The organism is Erwinia sp. JH02 (genome assembly GCF_013074405.1).
GTDB classification, from domain to species: Bacteria; Pseudomonadota; Gammaproteobacteria; order Enterobacterales; family Enterobacteriaceae; genus Erwinia; species Erwinia rhapontici.
On record NZ_JABANZ010000003.1, the window covers coordinates 433,294 to 448,371 of the forward strand.

Here is a 15,078-nt window from a genome sequence, read left to right on the forward strand (position 1 = left end):
TTGATGTTGTATCCAGATGAAAGCCTGCTGTATGCCCCGGCGCAGTGGCGGGATTGCGGCGCTGAGTTCAGCGATATTCGCTATCACAAAACGGACGATGGTATTGCCAGAATCACCATCAACCGCCCTGAAGTACGTAATGCCTTTCGCCCGTTAACGGTCAGTGAAATCCAGCAGGCGCTGGATAATGCGCGCCGTGACCCGGCGGTGGGCGTGATTGTGCTGACCGGCGAAGGCGAACGGGCATTTTGCTCCGGTGGGGACCAGAAAGTTCGCGGCGACTACGGCGGTTATCAAGATGACGCGGGCGTTCATCATCTTAACGTCCTCGACCTGCAACGCCAGATTCGTACCTGTCCGAAACCGGTCGTGGCGATGGTGGCGGGCTATGCGGTGGGTGGCGGCCACGTTCTGCATATGATGTGCGACCTTACGATTGCGGCAGATAATGCACAGTTTGGTCAGACCGGGCCGAAAGTGGGCTCCTTTGATGGCGGCTGGGGCGCGGCCTACATGGCGCGTATTGTCGGCCAGAAAAAGGCGCGTGAAATCTGGTTCCTGTGCAGGATGTATAACGCACAGCAGGCACTGGATATGGGGCTGGTTAATACCGTTGTACTGCTGGCCGAGCTGGAAAAAGAGACCGTTCGCTGGTGCCGTGAGATGTTGCAAAACAGCCCGATGGCGCTGCGCTGCCTGAAAGCCGCTCTCAATGCGGATTGTGATGGCCAGGCCGGGCTGCAAGAGCTGGCGGGCAATGCCACCATGCTGTTCTATATGACGGAAGAGGGGCAGGAAGGGCGCAATGCATTCAACGAAAAGCGTCAGCCTGACTTCAGCAACTTCCGGCGTAATCCCTGATGCGTCACGCCACGTTATACGGTTATCAGGTCGCCATGGACGCCGGGGTGGTGTTACGAAACCAGCGGTTAAAAACCCGCCAGGGACTGCTGGTGAACCTGATGGAGGGAGCAGCGCAAGGCTGGGGTGAGATTGCCCCCCTCCCTGAGTTCAGCCATGAGACACTTGAACAAGCACAGCAGCAGGCGATGAGCTGGCTGGCGCAGTGGTGTGAGGGTGAAACGCCCGCAGAGAGTGAACGGCCTTCTGTGGCCTTCGGCATCAGCTGTGCGCAGGCCGAGCTGACGAACACCCTGCCCGCAGAAGGGGAGTATCGTCTGGCGCAGCTGTGCAGTGGCGATCCGGACGCGTTATTTCAGCAACTGCTGCGTCAGCCAGAGCCGCTGGCAAAAATGAAAGTGGGCCTGTACGAGGCGATACGCGACGGCATGCAGGTCAACCTGCTGCTGGAGGCGTTACCGCACCTCACCTTGCGGCTGGATGCTAACCAAAGCTGGACGCTGGAAAAGGCATTGAGCTTTGCCCGCTATGTGTCGCCGGAGCTGCGTTCACGCATTGCGTTTATCGAAGAGCCTTGCCGTGACAGACAGCAGAGCCTCGCCTTTGCCGCCGAGACAGGTATTAACATCGCCTGGGATGAAACCCTGCGTGACCATGATGACGCACTGACCGCCGCACCCGGCGTGGTGGCCGTGGTCATCAAACCGATGCTCACGGGCAGTATTCAGCGCGTACAGCATCAGGTGTTACAGGCGAAGGCGCAGGGGTTAACCCCGGTGATCAGTAGTGCGCTGGAGTCCAGCCTTGGGCTGACCCAGCTGGCACGGCTCGCACATGAGCTGACGCCGGGCGTGCGGCCAGGTCTGGATACGCTGCAACTGATGCAGCAGCAGGTGCTGCGGGCGTGGCCCGGCAGTATGTTACCTGTGCAGAACAGAGAGGTGCTGCAATGTCTCTGGCAACGATAGCCGACTGGCCGTGGCGTGACTGGCAGAAGTGTTGTCCGGCGTCGCTGGCGATTGATAGTGGCGAGGTCACGCTCAGTTGGCAGCAGCTGTCACAGGCGGTGGCAGAACATGCTCAGGGCTTTCAGCAGCAAGGCGTGGCCGCCGGAGATGTCGTGGCGCTGCGAAGCGCGAACAGTCTGGCGGCGCTGCTGGCGTGGCTCGGACTGATGGCCTGCGGGGCACGAGTGCTGGGGCTTAACCCTCAGTTGCCGGATGCCCAGCTACGCCAGCTGTTGCCGGGGCTGGGGCTGGACTTTGTACTCAATCTGGCCGGGGAAACCAGTATTGAAAGACCCATGCTGGCGCTGCGTCCGATTGCCGGTGATGGCAGCCAGCCGTGGCAGCCGGATCGGATCGCCACCCTGACGTTAACCTCTGGCTCTACCGGGCTGCCTAAAGCAGCGGCCCACACTTTCAGCGCCCATCTGCACAGCGCCGCAGCGGTCATTGAACTGATGGCGTTGACGGCTGATGATCGCTGGTTATTGTCGCTGCCGCTGTTTCATGTCTCCGGGCAGGGCATCCTTTGGCGCTGGCTGCTGGCCGGAGGCACGCTGGTGATCCCCGATGACAAAGGATTGCATACTGCACTGGCGCGCAGCAGCATCGCGTCTCTGGTGCCCACGCAGCTCTGGCGCCTGCTCAATCAACCTGTTTTACCCGCCAGATTGCGCGCGGTACTGCTGGGCGGTGCGCAAATCCCCGCTGAGCTGACGCGTCAGGCGGAGGCCGCCGGGCTGCACTGTTATTGTGGCTACGGTATGACGGAAACTGCATCGACTCTTTGCGCCCGACGGGCAGACGAACATCCAGGCGTGGGTGCGCCACTGGCTGGCCATCAGGTCAGGGTGGTCGACGGTGAGATCTGGGTGCGTTCGCCCGCTCTGGCCTCCGGCTACTGGTTGCAGGGCGCACTGATGCCGTTGACGGATCACGACGGCTGGTTACGTACCGGCGATTGTGGGCACTGGCATCGGGGCGAGCTGCGGGTCGACGGACGGCGCGATAACCTGTTCTTTTCAGGCGGTGAGTCGGTACAGCCGGAGCATATTGAACGCGTTTTGCTCGCCCATCCGGCGGTGACACAGGTGTTTATTGTGCCAAAAGTCGATGCGGAGTACGGTCATCGCGCGGTCGCACTGGTGGAAGGCAATATTGGGCTGGAGGTGTTGGCCGACTGGGCCGCGCCAAAGCTGGCCGGGTATCAGCGCCCGGTGGCGTGGTATCCGCTACCGGCTGATAACGGCGGGGCGATCAAGCGCTCACGCGTGCAGCTGAAGGCATGGGTGGCAAATCAGACGCAGGCCTGTTTGACATCGCGGGTCTGAATGACGGCTAAAGAAGTGGAAATTGACGTTGTATTTCTGCCGGGCGCTTCTTACAGTGTAAAGCTTGAGTGTACCCGGAGAACAACATGATAAGAGTGGAAATGCTCGCGACCGGCGACGAAGTGCTGCACGGACAAATCGTCGATACCAACGCGGCCTGGCTGGCTGGCGTACTGTTTGAGCAGGGCTTACCGATGACCAGCCGTCAGACGGTAGGGGACAGCTTGCAGGATTTGGTGACGGTACTGACCGAGCGCAGCAAAGTGGCTGATGTCTTGATCGTGAATGGTGGCCTGGGGCCGACCAGTGATGATCTGAGTGCGCTGGCCGCCGCCACCGCAGCCGGAGTGGAACTGCAAATTCATCCTGAGTGGCTGGCGAAAATGGAAGCCTTCTTTGCCAGCCGTGGCAAAGTGATGGCCGCCAGTAATCGTAAGCAGGCTGAAATCCCGCAGGGTGCGGAGATGATCGATAACCCGGTCGGCACCGCCTGCGGTTTCGCCATGCAGCTTAATCGCTGCTGGATCTTCTTCACGCCGGGTGTGCCTTCCGAATACAAGGTGATGGTCATGGATCAAATCCTGCCGCGCCTGAAAGCCCGTTTCCAGTTGCCCGAGCCGCCCGTCTGCCTGCGGATGACCACTTTTGGTCGCGGGGAAAGTGACCTCGCCTCTGATATTGAGCCTTTAGCGCTGCCGGAAGGGGTGGTGATGGGTTACCGCGCATCGATGCCGATTATCGAACTGAAGCTGAACGGTCCGGCGTCAAAGCGTGCCGAGATGGAGCAGTTCTGGCAGCAGGTACGTGAGATTGCCGGTGACAGTGTGATCTTTGAAGGGTTTGAAACCTTACCCGAGCAGCTGGCACGCCGTCTGAAAGAACATAAGCTTACGCTTGCCGTTAGCGAGCAGTTCAGCGCCGGGCTGTTGCAATGGCAGCTTATTTCCGCCGGTGCTTCTCTGGCGGCGGGCAACGTGTTGCCTCATCAGAGTGAGTCACTGGGCTTGCTGGCGGCACGCAGTCAGCAGCTGGCGAAACAGAACCATGCCCGGTTATCGCTGGTCGTGGGAAGTCTGGAGGACGATCGTCTGGGCTTTGCTCTGCACACGCCGGACGGCACTTTTGCGCAAAAAGTGAAGTTTAACGTCAGCCGACATGGTCTGAAAGCACGGCAGGAGATGGTGGCCATGCTGGCGATGAATATGCTGCGCCGCTGGTTGAATGGTCAGTCAGTGACCACCGGACACGGCTGGATTGATGTGGTAGAAACGCTGTAAATGCCCCGGGCGAGGCATGCCTCGCCCCTACGTGATGCGGTGACGGTATCGATTATCGGGAACGTGTAGGGGTCGGTCATGCCCGGCCCGATGTGATGCGGTGACGGTATCGATTATCGGGAACGTGTAGGGGTCGGTCATGCCCGACCCGATGTGGTGCGGTGATGGTATCGATTATCAGTAATGCGCAGGGGTCGGGCACGCCCGACCCGACGTGGCACGGTGACGATATCGATTATCAGTAATGCGCAGGGGTCGGTCATGCCCGGCCCGATGTGATGCGGTGATGGTATCGATTATCAGTAATGCGCAGGGGTCGGGCACGCCCGACCCGACGTGGCACGGTGACGATATCGATTATCAGTAATGCGCAGGGGTCGGGCACGCCCGACCCGACGTGGCACGGTGACGATATCGATTATCAGTAATGCGCAGGGGTCGGGCACGCCCGACCCGATGTGATGCGGTGACAGTATCGATTATCAGTAATGCGCAGGGGTCGGGCATGCCCGACCCGATGTGGTGCGGTGATGGTATCGATTATCGGGAATGCGTAGGGGTCGGGCATGCCCGACCCGATGTCGATGAGACAGCCGCGCTTAACCCCTTACAGCGCGATCTCAATATCCCCTTCGGCCTTGCAGCAGCAGGGCAAAATCTCACCCGGTTGCACAAAGGCCAACGGCGTTGCGCTGTAGCTGACTTCACCCTTCAGCAGACGTGTGCGGCACGAACCGCAGTAGCCCTCACGGCACTGATACTCCACGCACACCCGGTGCGACTCCAGTGCGGCAAGCAGGGAAGGGTGCTCATCATGACATTCAAGCTGCGTACCGGTGGTACGCAGTGTAATGCTCGCCATCTTACAGCTCGAAGTCGCTGAGGTCGTCAGCGTTTACTTCAGAGTCAATCTGGCCGACCAGGTAAGAACTCACTTCCACTTCCTGCGGCGCGACCTGCACGTTATCGGAAACCAGCCAGGAGTTGATCCATGGAATCGGGTTGGAGCGGGTTTTAAACGGCAGATCCAGACCGACGGCATTCATGCGGATATTGGTGATGTACTCAATATACTGCCACAAAATGTCTTTATTCAGGCCGATCATCGAACCGCCGCTGAACAGATATTCTGCCCACTCTTTCTCCTGCTCGGCTGCCAGCACAAACAGGTCGTAGCACTCCTGGCGACACTCTTTGGCGATCTCTGCCATTTCAGGGTCATCTTCGCCGCTGCGCAGCAGGTTCAGCATGTGCTGGGTGCCGGTCAGATGCAGGGCTTCATCACGGGCGATCAGCTTGATGATTTTGGCGTTGCCTTCCATCAGTTCGCGCTCGGCAAAGGCGAAGGAGCAGGCAAAGCTGACGTAGAAACGAATGGCTTCCAGCGCATTCACGCTCATCAGGCAGATGTAGAGCTGCTTTTTCAGTGCACGCAGGCTGACGGTGACGGTTTTACCATTCACTTCGTGCGTACCTTCACCCAGCAGATGCCAGTAGCTGGTCATCTCAATCAGATCGTCGTAGTAGCCAGAGATATCTTTGGCACGCGACAGGATCTGCTCGTTGGTGACGATATCGTCAAACACCAGCGACGGATCGTTAACGATATTGCGGATGATATGGGTGTAAGAACGTGAGTGGATGGTTTCTGAGAATGCCCAGGTTTCAATCCAGGTTTCCAGTTCAGGAATCGAGATCAACGGCAGCAGCGCCACGTTCGGGCTACGTCCCTGGATGGAGTCCAGCAGCGTCTGATATTTCAGGTTGCTGATAAAGATGTGTTTTTCGTGATCCGGCAGTGCCTGATAGTCGATACGATCGCGTGAGACGTCCACTTCTTCCGGGCGCCAGAAGAAAGAGAGCTGCTTTTCGATCAGTTTTTCAAAAATGTCATACTTCTGCTGGTCGAAACGCGCCACGTTCACCGGCTGGCCGAAGAACATCGGTTCCAGCAGCTGATTATTTTTATTCTGCGAAAATGTGGTGTAAGCCATGATGTATTCCAGATGCGTTCAGGGTCGGGCATGCCCGACCCTCAGAGTCAATGTTTCGCGAAGGGGCCAGGCAAACCTGGCCCACGGAGATTAGATCTTGCAGGCACCGCTTTCACAGCCATCATCCTGAATCGATGGTGCCAGGTCTTCCTGGGTATCTTCTGCACCGTCACGCGTGTTCTGATAGTAAAGCGTTTTCACGCCAAACTTATAGGCCGTCAGCAGGTCTTTCAGCAACTGCTTCATTGGCACCTTACCGTTGGCAAAGCGCGTTGGATCGTAGTTGGTGTTCGACGAAATCGCCTGGTCGATAAATTTCTGCATCAGGCCGACCAGTTGCAGATAGCCATCATTGTTTGGCATATCCCACAGCAGCTCGTAGCTGTCTTTCAGACGTTCGTACTCCGGGACCACCTGGCGCAGGATACCGTCTTTTGATGCTTTAATACTGATATGGCCGCGCGGTGGTTCAATCCCGTTGGTGGCGTTAGAAATCTGCGAAGAGGTTTCTGACGGCATCAGCGCAGACAGCGTGGAGTTACGCAGGCCGTGCGTTTTCACGGATTCACGCAGTGCTTCCCAGTCGAGCAGCAGCGGTGTGTTACAAATCGCATCCAAATCTTTCTTATAGGTGTCGATTGGCATAATACCCTGAGAATACGTGGTTTCATTGAACCACGGGCAGGCACCCTGTTCGATGGCCAGATCGTTGGACGCTTTCAGCAGCCAGTACTGAATAGCTTCAAAGGTCTGGTGCGTCAGGACGTTGGCGCTGCCATCGGAGTAGCGTACGCCATTTTTAGCCAGATAGTAGGCGTAGTTGATCACACCAATACCCAGCGTACGACGCCCCATTGCACCGCGTTTGGCGGCCGGGATGGGGTAATCCTGATAATCGAGCAGGGCGTCCAGCGCGCGAACTGCCAGCGTGGCCAGCTCTTGCAGGTCATCCAGGCTCTCAATCGCGCCCAGGTTGAATGCGGAGAGCGTACACAGCGCAATTTCGCCGTTTTCGTCGTTCACATCCAGTAGTGGTTTGGTTGGCAACGCAATTTCCAGACACAGGTTGGACTGGCGAACGGGCGCGATAGCCGGATCGAACGGGCTGTGAGTATTACAGTGGTCGACGTTCTGGATGTAGATACGGCCGGTAGAAGCACGTTCCTGCATCATCAGTGAGAACAACTCTACCGCTTTGATACGCTGCTTGCGGATACTGTCGTCTTGCTCGTATTTGGTGTACAGGCGCTCGAACTCGTCCTGATTCGCAAAGAAAGCATCGTACAGGCCTGGCACGTCAGACGGGCTGAACAGGGTGATATCTTCGCCTTTCAGCAGGCGCTGATACATCAGTTTGTTGATCTGAACACCGTAGTCCATATGGCGCACGCGGTTGCCTTCAACACCACGGTTGTTTTTCAGTACCAGCAGGCTTTCGACTTCCAGATGCCACATCGGGTAGAACAGCGTGGCTGCTCCGCCGCGAACGCCGCCCTGAGAGCAGGACTTCACTGCAGTCTGGAAATGCTTATAGAACGGGATACAGCCGGTGTGGAAGGCTTCTCCGCCACGGATCGGGCTACCCAGCGCACGAATGCGGCCCGCATTGATACCAATCCCGGCGCGCTGAGAAACATATTTCACAATGGCGCTGGAAGTGGCGTTGATAGAGTCCAGGCTGTCACCACATTCGATCAGCACGCAAGAGCTGAACTGGCGCGTAGGCGTACGCACGCCAGACATGATTGGCGTTGGCAGTGAGATCTTAAAGGTGGAGATCGCATCATAAAAACGCTTCACGTAGTCCAGACGCGTCTCGCGCGGGTAGCCGGAGAACAGGCAGGCCGCGACCAGAATGTACAGGAACTGGGCGCTTTCATAGATCTCACCACTCACGCGGTTTTGCACCAGATACTTGCCTTCCAGCTGCTTCACGGCAGCGTAGGAGAAGTTCATATCACGCCAGTGGTCAATAAAGCCGTCCATCAGCTCAAACTCTTCCGCACTGTAATCTTCCAGCAGATGATGGTCATATTTGCCCATCTCTACCATGCGGGTGACCTGGTCAATCAGCTTTGGCGGCTCGAACTGGCCGTAGGCTTTTTTGCGCAGATGGAAGATGGCCAGACGGGCAGCCATGTACTGATAGTCAGGGGCATCTTTAGAAATCAGATCAGCAGCAGACTTAATGACAGTTTCATGGATATCAGAAGTGCGGATACCTTCGTAGAACTGGATGTGAGATCGCAGTTCAACCTGAGAGACGGAGACGTTTTGCAGTCCTTCGGCAGCCCAGTCGAGAACACGGTGGATTTTATCGAGATCGATACGCTCGGTGCGGCCATCGCGTTTGGTTACAAGCAGACTCTGATTCATGTCGCGTTTTACCTGTCCTTAACAAATAGTCCCCACGTTTATACACAGATTTCTCATTGTGAGTAACTCTGTGGATAAACACTACATATAGGGGGTGGAAGAAACCTTGATAACAATATGGTGAGTATTCTAGTAATTTCCGCGTGCTTAACAAGGCTTGATTTTCGCGGCAAACTCCGGTTCTAGGGCTGGTATTTTTCCTAAGTCCACGTTTCTCAAGGCCCTGGGTCAATGTCAATGGGTTGAGATTTTTTTTAGAATATTGATCGAGCGCGGGTTTCTTGTTCAGGTTAAAAAATTCGAGCTTTGGGGCGCTGAAAAAGTACGCACAATAAGACGCCTCACGGGCACAAATGGCGTGATGCGGTGAGATTAACCTGATCTTGATGACAGGGATAAGACGAAAACGATCTTATCTCGCGTCAGGCACTAAGATGGACTTATATATCGCACGTATATCGCACGGGCGGATCGGCATCCGCCCGTATAGCGTCACGACGCGTCGATGGCGCTGTGCGTATGCACCATATAGTTCACGTCAACGCCCGGAGCCAGTTTGAAGTGGTTGGTGATCGGGTTGTAGTGCAGGCCAATAATATGGCGTTCGCGCAGGGGGGTTTCATCGACCCAGTTCAGCAGTTCAGCCGGACGGATAAACTTTTTGATGTCGTGTGTGCCGCGCGGCACCATACGTAATACGTATTCTGCGCCGATGATCGCCATCAGCCAGGATTTGCTATTGCGGTTAAGGGTTGAGAAGAACACTTCGCCACCCGGTTTCACCAGCCGGGCGCAGGCATGGACCACGGAACGTGGATCGGGCACGTGCTCCAGCATCTCCATGCATGTCACCACATCGTACTGTCCGGCGAACTGCTCAGCGTGCTCTTCCACGGTCTGCTGGACGTAATCAATGGCTACGCCGCTTTCCAGTGCATGTAGACGGGCAACCTGCAACGGTTCCGCTCCCATATCCAGCCCGGTGACGTTCGCACCTTCACGCGCCATGCTCTCGGCGAGAATACCGCCGCCGCAGCCAACATCCAGCACCTTCTTGCCAAACAGGCCGTCAGCGTGTTGGGCAATCCAGCCAAGGCGCAGCGGATTAATCCGGTGCAAAGGCTTAAATTCGCCTTCTAAATCCCACCAGCGTGAAGCAACTGCTTCAAATTTAGCGATTTCACCGTGATCAACGTTCTGCGTACCCGCGTTTTGTTCTGATTTCATTGGGTTATTACTCCAGCCAAAGTTTGCCCCATTATACATGTTTACGCGTTGCGATGGGCAGGGGCGCGGGCCGGAGAGGGACAGAATGCAATAAAGCGGCCAAAGCAACGCTTTCCATTCAACACATGGCTGCTTTGTGATATACTTTCGCACCTTTGAATCCGGGAATAATACAGAAGGAAAGCGCCTCCATGAGCGACCTGGCCCGCGAAATTACACCGGTCAATATCGAAGAAGAGTTAAAGAACTCCTATCTGGATTATGCAATGTCGGTCATCGTTGGCCGTGCGCTGCCAGATGTCCGTGATGGCCTGAAGCCGGTTCACCGCCGCGTGCTTTACGCTATGAACGTCCTCGGTAACGACTGGAACAAAGCTTATAAAAAATCCGCCCGTGTCGTCGGTGACGTCATCGGTAAATATCACCCTCATGGCGACACTGCCGTGTATGACACCATCGTGCGTATGGCGCAGCCGTTCTCGCTGCGTTACATGCTGGTGGACGGTCAGGGCAACTTCGGCTCCGTAGACGGCGACTCCGCTGCTGCGATGCGTTATACCGAAGTTCGCATGTCCAAAATCGCTCACGAACTGTTGGCGGATCTGGAAAAAGACACCGTTGACTTTGTGCCTAACTACGATGGCACCGAGCAGATCCCGGAAGTGATGCCGACCCGCGTTCCCAACCTGCTGGTTAACGGTTCCTCAGGGATTGCCGTCGGGATGGCCACGAACATTCCTCCACATAACCTGACCGAAGTGATCAACGGCTGCCTGGCCTATATCGACGACGAAAACATTACCGTCGAAGGGCTGATGGAACACATCCCAGGCCCGGACTTCCCGACCGCCGCTATCATCAATGGCCGCCGTGGCATTGAAGAAGCTTATCGCACTGGCCGTGGAAAAATTTACATCCGCGCCCGTGGCGAAGTGGAAGTGGATGCGAAGACCGGCCGTGAAACCATCATCGTGCATGAAATTCCGTATCAGGTGAACAAAGCGCGCCTGATTGAGAAAATTGCCGAGCTGGTAAAAGAAAAACGTCTGGAAGGCATCAGCGCCCTGCGCGATGAGTCTGACAAAGACGGTATGCGCATCGTGATCGAAGTGAAGCGCGATGCGGTTGGCGAAGTGGTTCTGAACAATCTGTATTCACTGACTCAGCTTCAGACCTCTTTCGGCATCAACATGGTGGCACTGCACCAGGGCCAGCCAAAGATTATGCCGCTGAAGGATATTCTTGAAGCCTTCGTGCGTCACCGTCGTGAAGTGATTACCCGCCGTACCATTTTCGAACTGCGTAAAGCGCGTGACCGTGCTCATATCCTTGAAGCACTGGCCGTAGCGCTGGCGAACATCGATCCGATTATTGAGCTGATTCGCCGCGCTGCTTCTCCTTCTGAAGCGAAAGCGGGCCTGATTGCGCGTCCATGGGCGCTGGGTAACGTCTCCGCGATGCTGGAACGTGCCGGTGATAATGCGGCGCGCCCTGAGTGGCTGGAAGATGAGTTCGGTATCCGCGATGGTCAGTACTATCTGACTGAGCAGCAGGCTCAGGCGATCCTTGATTTACGCCTGCAGAAACTGACCGGACTTGAGCATGAAAAACTGCTCGACGAGTACAAAGAGCTGCTGGAGCAGATCGCAGAGCTGTTGCGCATTCTGGGCAGTTCCGAGCGTCTGATGGAAGTGATTCGCGAAGAGCTGGAGCTGATCCGCGATCAGTTCGGCGATGAGCGTCGTACCGAAATCACCGCTAACAGCGCCGACATCAACATCGAAGACCTGATCAACCAGGAAGATGTTGTGGTGACCCTGTCGCATCAGGGCTACGTGAAGTATCAGCCATTGACTGATTACGAAGCGCAGCGCCGTGGTGGTAAAGGTAAATCGGCTGCACGCATTAAAGAAGAAGACTTTATCGACCGCCTGCTGGTGGCCAACACCCATGACACCATCCTCTGCTTCTCAAGCCGTGGTCGTCTGTACTGGATGAAGGTTTATCAGCTGCCGGAAGCCAGCCGTGGTGCGCGTGGACGTCCAATCGTCAACCTGTTACCGCTGGAAGCCAACGAACGTATCACCGCAATCCTGCCGGTGCGTGAGTATGCAGAAGGCTTTAACATCTTTATGGCGACCGCCAGCGGTACCGTGAAGAAAACGGCCCTGAAAGAGTTCAGCCGCCCACGCAGCGCCGGTATCATTGCCGTCAACCTGCGTGACGACGACGAACTGATTGGTGTGTCACTGACCAACGGTAGCGATGAAGCGATGCTGTTCTCTGCCGCCGGTAAAGTGGTGCGCTTCGCAGAAAGCGCTGTTCGTGCGATGGGTCGTACTGCCTCTGGCGTGCGCGGTATCAAACTGGCAGAAGGCGATCGCGTGGTGTCACTGATTGTACCGCGTGACGATGGTGCCATCCTGACCGTGACACAGAACGGTTATGGTAAGCGTACGGCGAACACCGAGTATCCAACCAAGTCGCGTGCGACGCAGGGTGTGATCTCGATTAAAGTGACCGAACGTAATGGACCGGTTATTGGTGCGGTACAGGTTGTCGACAGCGATCAGATTATGATGATCACCGATGCCGGTACGCTGGTGCGTACCCGCGTGTCTGAAGTGAGCGTAGTAGGGCGTAACACCCAGGGTGTTATCCTTATTCGTACCGCTGAAGATGAAAACGTGGTGGGTCTGCAACGTGTGGCCGAACCGGTAGCGGAAGATGAACTTGATGCTATCGACGGCAGCGTCGCGGAAGGGGATGACGATATTGCCCCGGAAGTGGAAAGCGACGACGATGCACCTGAGGCCGATGACGAGTAATCGTTAAGGGTCTGATAAAAAAGCCGGTTCACTCTGAACCGGCTTTTTTTTACCTGAAAAACAGAACTTACTTAGCGGGCCGGGGCGCGAGAAAACCGTGGTGTTGCATAAACTGGCCGACGTCGGCCAGGGTTTTCTGGTGGATCACTTCCCGTTGCGCCGTTGGGGTTTCACAAATAAATGCCTCCCCTTCCTCTGCCAGAATCGCGGCGGCATTGGGCTGGCAGAGCGGTAGAAAGTCAAAGTGCCCGGCATCAGGCACGGTTATCAGCGGTAATTTAAGACGATCCACACCGAGATTCATCTTTCCGGTGGCACGAATAAAATAGTCTGCGGCGATGGTCAGCAACGGGATCTTGATGGTATCCAGACTGCTGCGGGTCAGTACGTAGCTCATGCCGGGGTCGAGGGCTATGACCCACTTCACCCTCGGATCGCGATAGCTGGCCGCCAGGCGCTGGTCGTCCGTGTTTTCCAGTCTGACGCCATCACGATAGTAAAACTGACAGTCTGGCATCTGTGGCATTGTCTGGCAGTAGTGGCTCATCTGCTGGCGGTTGGTGCGGGCACCGGCCAGCGCCAGCACGCTGTATCCGCCTTTAGAATGACCTATCGCGCCGATTTTTTCTGCATCGATGGTCTGCTGCCAGCGTGGAGCCTGAAGATAGTGGGTGAGCATAAAAGAGAGATCGGTTATCTGAAGGGTCAGATCGGTTTTTGGACTGGAATCTCCGGTGGTACTGCCGGGGTGGCTGGCGGCAATAACGATGGCACCGCGCGCTGCCAGAGGAACGGCCAGCCAGGCGAGACTGGCGTTATTACCGCCGCTGCCGTGGCTCAACACAATCAGCGGGAAACGGCCTGTTGCCAGCGGCGCATTCACGATAGCCGAGAACCCCGAAAAAACGCCATTCTCTGCCTGTCGCTGAGGGACTTGCTCGCTATGGCTGGGATAAAAAATACGCACATTCAGCGTGCGTGCGCGCTGGCTATCAACGATCGTTTCCTGCTGGCTGCCGACGGAATAGCACCACGCGGGGAGACTCAGTATCCATAGCATTGTGGAAATAATTAAACGCATCATATTCACTCGTCGTGTGGAAAAAGACTATTATCAGGACATTACAGGCGCCTGGCGTCCTCGATCGCGATAGAGTCCTATGCTGATACCGGTTAATTTTTTGCTCAGTCTGGTGTGCGTGTTGCTGTTGGTGCAGCGCCGATACACCGGACACTTGTTTCAACTGCTGCTGTGGTTGTGTCTGATGCACAGTCTGATTGCCGGGCTGGCTATTATGCTGCCCGGGGAAAAGGTCTGGCGCGGATTGCAGCCCATCACGGCGGCGGCACTGCCGCTGATGTGCCGTCTGGCGCTGGCACAGGCAACCGGGCAGAGCGTACACGCCTGGCGAAGTGCGCTGGTGGTCATGTTGATGGTCGCCTGCGTGCTGTGGCTGCCGCAGGGGATTGACTGGCTGCTGCCTGCCATCTGGCTGGGCTGTGCCGGCCTGATGTTGCTGCGGCTGAAATCGGGCAGCGATGTGTTGCCGGAGGCGGTACTGAGCGAGAGTGATCTGACGCTGCGCGGCTGGCGGCTGCTGGCGCTATTGCTGGTTGCGGTAGCCTTACTGGATATCACCGTGTCCTGGTTAATGATATTTGCGGCGGCGGAGGGAACCCCGGGACTGTTATTAGCCGGAAATCTGACCATCGCGGCGGTGATGTCGCTGTTGCTGTTGTTAAGCCGTGTACCTGTTGCACCGCCTGTGATCAAGGTGACGCGGGAGGCCAGTGCAGAGGACCCGGATATTGTGGCCCGTATTGATGCACTGATGCAGGCCGGGCTGTACCGGGAACCTCAGCTGAACCTTGCGCGACTGGCGCGCAAAGCCGGGATCCCGACGCGGCAGGTATCCGCGGCGGTGAATGCCCTCTATCAGCAAAGCGTGTCTCAGTATGTGAATGGCTGGCGTATCCGCGAGGCGGTGGAGCGTCTGGCGGGCAGCCAGCAGACGGTGATTGAAGTGATGGAGAGCGTCGGTTTCCAGACCAAATCCAACTTTAATCGCGAGTTTCGCCGCATCACGGGTAAAACCCCATCTGAGTGGCGCAAAGATGCCTGGGAACAGGCTGAAAATCACTGAAATAGCGGCCTGCGGGCGTGCTGATAACTGGCTTTT

General features: G+C 56.5%; 12 protein-coding genes. 7 read left to right on the forward strand and 5 right to left on the reverse strand.

Features of this window, described 5'->3' with window-relative positions:
* Positions 1 to 3: 3 nt before the first annotated feature.
* The 5 genes from menB (at position 4) to HHI26_RS25620 (ending at position 4,901) form a co-directional block, all read left to right on the forward strand.
* Entirely contained in the window at positions 4 to 861 is an 858-nt protein-coding gene (gene menB, locus HHI26_RS11150) for a 1,4-dihydroxy-2-naphthoyl-CoA synthase (protein WP_171149100.1), read from the forward strand.
* The gene (gene menC / locus HHI26_RS11155; protein ID WP_159336286.1) at positions 861 to 1,829 is read left to right on the forward strand and encodes an o-succinylbenzoate synthase; all 969 of its coding nucleotides are present in this window, start codon (positions 861 to 863) and stop codon (positions 1,827 to 1,829) included. Before menB ends, menC begins: the two co-directional genes overlap by 1 nt.
* Positions 1,811 to 3,196, forward strand: coding sequence for an o-succinylbenzoate--CoA ligase (menE, locus tag HHI26_RS11160; RefSeq protein WP_171149101.1), 1,386 nt, complete (start codon positions 1,811 to 1,813; stop codon positions 3,194 to 3,196). The genes menC and menE overlap by 19 nt, the downstream gene beginning before the upstream one ends.
* Positions 3,197 to 3,282: 86 nt before the next feature.
* Positions 3,283 to 4,473, forward strand: a complete 1,191-nt coding sequence (locus HHI26_RS11165) for a nicotinamide mononucleotide deamidase-related protein YfaY (RefSeq protein WP_133841417.1) — start codon at positions 3,283 to 3,285, stop codon at positions 4,471 to 4,473.
* Between the two features lie 305 nt (positions 4,474 to 4,778).
* On the forward strand, positions 4,779 to 4,901 hold the full coding sequence (locus HHI26_RS25620) for a hypothetical protein (RefSeq protein ID WP_277395215.1): 123 nt from the start codon (positions 4,779 to 4,781) through the stop codon (positions 4,899 to 4,901).
* 179 nt (positions 4,902 to 5,080) lie between these two features.
* On the opposite strand, the gene yfaE is transcribed toward HHI26_RS25620, so the two are convergent.
* From yfaE to ubiG, 4 genes are all read right to left on the reverse strand, one after another.
* A complete protein-coding gene (yfaE, locus tag HHI26_RS11170) occupies positions 5,081 to 5,335 on the reverse strand; it encodes a class I ribonucleotide reductase maintenance protein YfaE (RefSeq protein ID WP_133841418.1) in 255 nt (84 codons plus the stop codon).
* 1 nt (position 5,336) lies between these two features.
* Positions 5,337 to 6,467 (reverse strand): class Ia ribonucleoside-diphosphate reductase subunit beta, encoded by a 1,131-nt coding sequence (nrdB, locus tag HHI26_RS11175; RefSeq protein ID WP_133841419.1) that lies wholly within the window; start codon positions 6,465 to 6,467, stop codon positions 5,337 to 5,339.
* A 90-nt stretch (positions 6,468 to 6,557) separates the two neighbouring features.
* Positions 6,558 to 8,843: a class 1a ribonucleoside-diphosphate reductase subunit alpha gene (nrdA, locus tag HHI26_RS11180; RefSeq protein ID WP_133841420.1), complete on the reverse strand. Its 2,286-nt coding sequence runs from the start codon at positions 8,841 to 8,843 to the stop codon at positions 6,558 to 6,560.
* A gap of 492 nt (positions 8,844 to 9,335) precedes the next feature.
* Positions 9,336 to 10,070 (reverse strand): bifunctional 2-polyprenyl-6-hydroxyphenol methylase/3-demethylubiquinol 3-O-methyltransferase UbiG, encoded by a 735-nt coding sequence (ubiG, locus tag HHI26_RS11185; RefSeq protein ID WP_133841421.1) that lies wholly within the window; start codon positions 10,068 to 10,070, stop codon positions 9,336 to 9,338.
* Between the two features lie 191 nt (positions 10,071 to 10,261).
* Between ubiG and gyrA the strand changes: the two genes are divergently transcribed.
* Complete coding sequence (gyrA, locus tag HHI26_RS11190; RefSeq protein WP_133841422.1) at positions 10,262 to 12,898, forward strand: DNA topoisomerase (ATP-hydrolyzing) subunit A; 2,637 nt, start codon at positions 10,262 to 10,264, stop codon at positions 12,896 to 12,898.
* 67 nt (positions 12,899 to 12,965) lie between these two features.
* Here the strand turns inward: gyrA and HHI26_RS11195 are convergent, their stop codons facing one another.
* On the reverse strand, positions 12,966 to 13,982 hold the full coding sequence (locus tag HHI26_RS11195; protein WP_241008267.1) for a hypothetical protein: 1,017 nt from the start codon (positions 13,980 to 13,982) through the stop codon (positions 12,966 to 12,968).
* Positions 13,983 to 14,058: 76 nt separating this feature from the next.
* Here HHI26_RS11195 and HHI26_RS11200 point away from each other — a divergent pair, with 76 nt between their 5' ends.
* A complete protein-coding gene (locus HHI26_RS11200) occupies positions 14,059 to 15,042 on the forward strand; it encodes an AraC family transcriptional regulator (protein ID WP_171149102.1) in 984 nt (327 codons plus the stop codon).
* Positions 15,043 to 15,078 lie beyond the last annotated feature (36 nt).

What these genes read in the sequence shown, in the direction of transcription:
- menB (WP_171149100.1), top strand. Translation starts at nt 4, where the DNA reads ATGTTGTATCCAGATGAAAGCCTGCTGTATGCCCCGGCGCAGTGGCGG.
- menC (WP_159336286.1), top strand. Translation starts at nt 861, where the DNA reads ATGCGTCACGCCACGTTATACGGTTATCAGGTCGCCATGGACGCCGGG.
- menE (WP_171149101.1), top strand. Translation starts at nt 1,811, where the DNA reads ATGTCTCTGGCAACGATAGCCGACTGGCCGTGGCGTGACTGGCAGAAG.
- HHI26_RS11165 (WP_133841417.1), top strand. Translation starts at nt 3,283, where the DNA reads ATGATAAGAGTGGAAATGCTCGCGACCGGCGACGAAGTGCTGCACGGA.
- HHI26_RS25620 (WP_277395215.1), top strand. Translation starts at nt 4,779, where the DNA reads ATGCGCAGGGGTCGGGCACGCCCGACCCGACGTGGCACGGTGACGATA.
- yfaE (WP_133841418.1), bottom strand. Translation starts at nt 5,335, where the DNA reads ATGGCGAGCATTACACTGCGTACCACCGGTACGCAGCTTGAATGTCAT.
- nrdB (WP_133841419.1), bottom strand. Translation starts at nt 6,467, where the DNA reads ATGGCTTACACCACATTTTCGCAGAATAAAAATAATCAGCTGCTGGAA.
- nrdA (WP_133841420.1), bottom strand. Translation starts at nt 8,843, where the DNA reads ATGAATCAGAGTCTGCTTGTAACCAAACGCGATGGCCGCACCGAGCGT.
- ubiG (WP_133841421.1), bottom strand. Translation starts at nt 10,070, where the DNA reads ATGAAATCAGAACAAAACGCGGGTACGCAGAACGTTGATCACGGTGAA.
- gyrA (WP_133841422.1), top strand. Translation starts at nt 10,262, where the DNA reads ATGAGCGACCTGGCCCGCGAAATTACACCGGTCAATATCGAAGAAGAG.
- HHI26_RS11195 (WP_241008267.1), bottom strand. Translation starts at nt 13,982, where the DNA reads ATGATGCGTTTAATTATTTCCACAATGCTATGGATACTGAGTCTCCCC.
- HHI26_RS11200 (WP_171149102.1), top strand. Translation starts at nt 14,059, where the DNA reads ATGCTGATACCGGTTAATTTTTTGCTCAGTCTGGTGTGCGTGTTGCTG.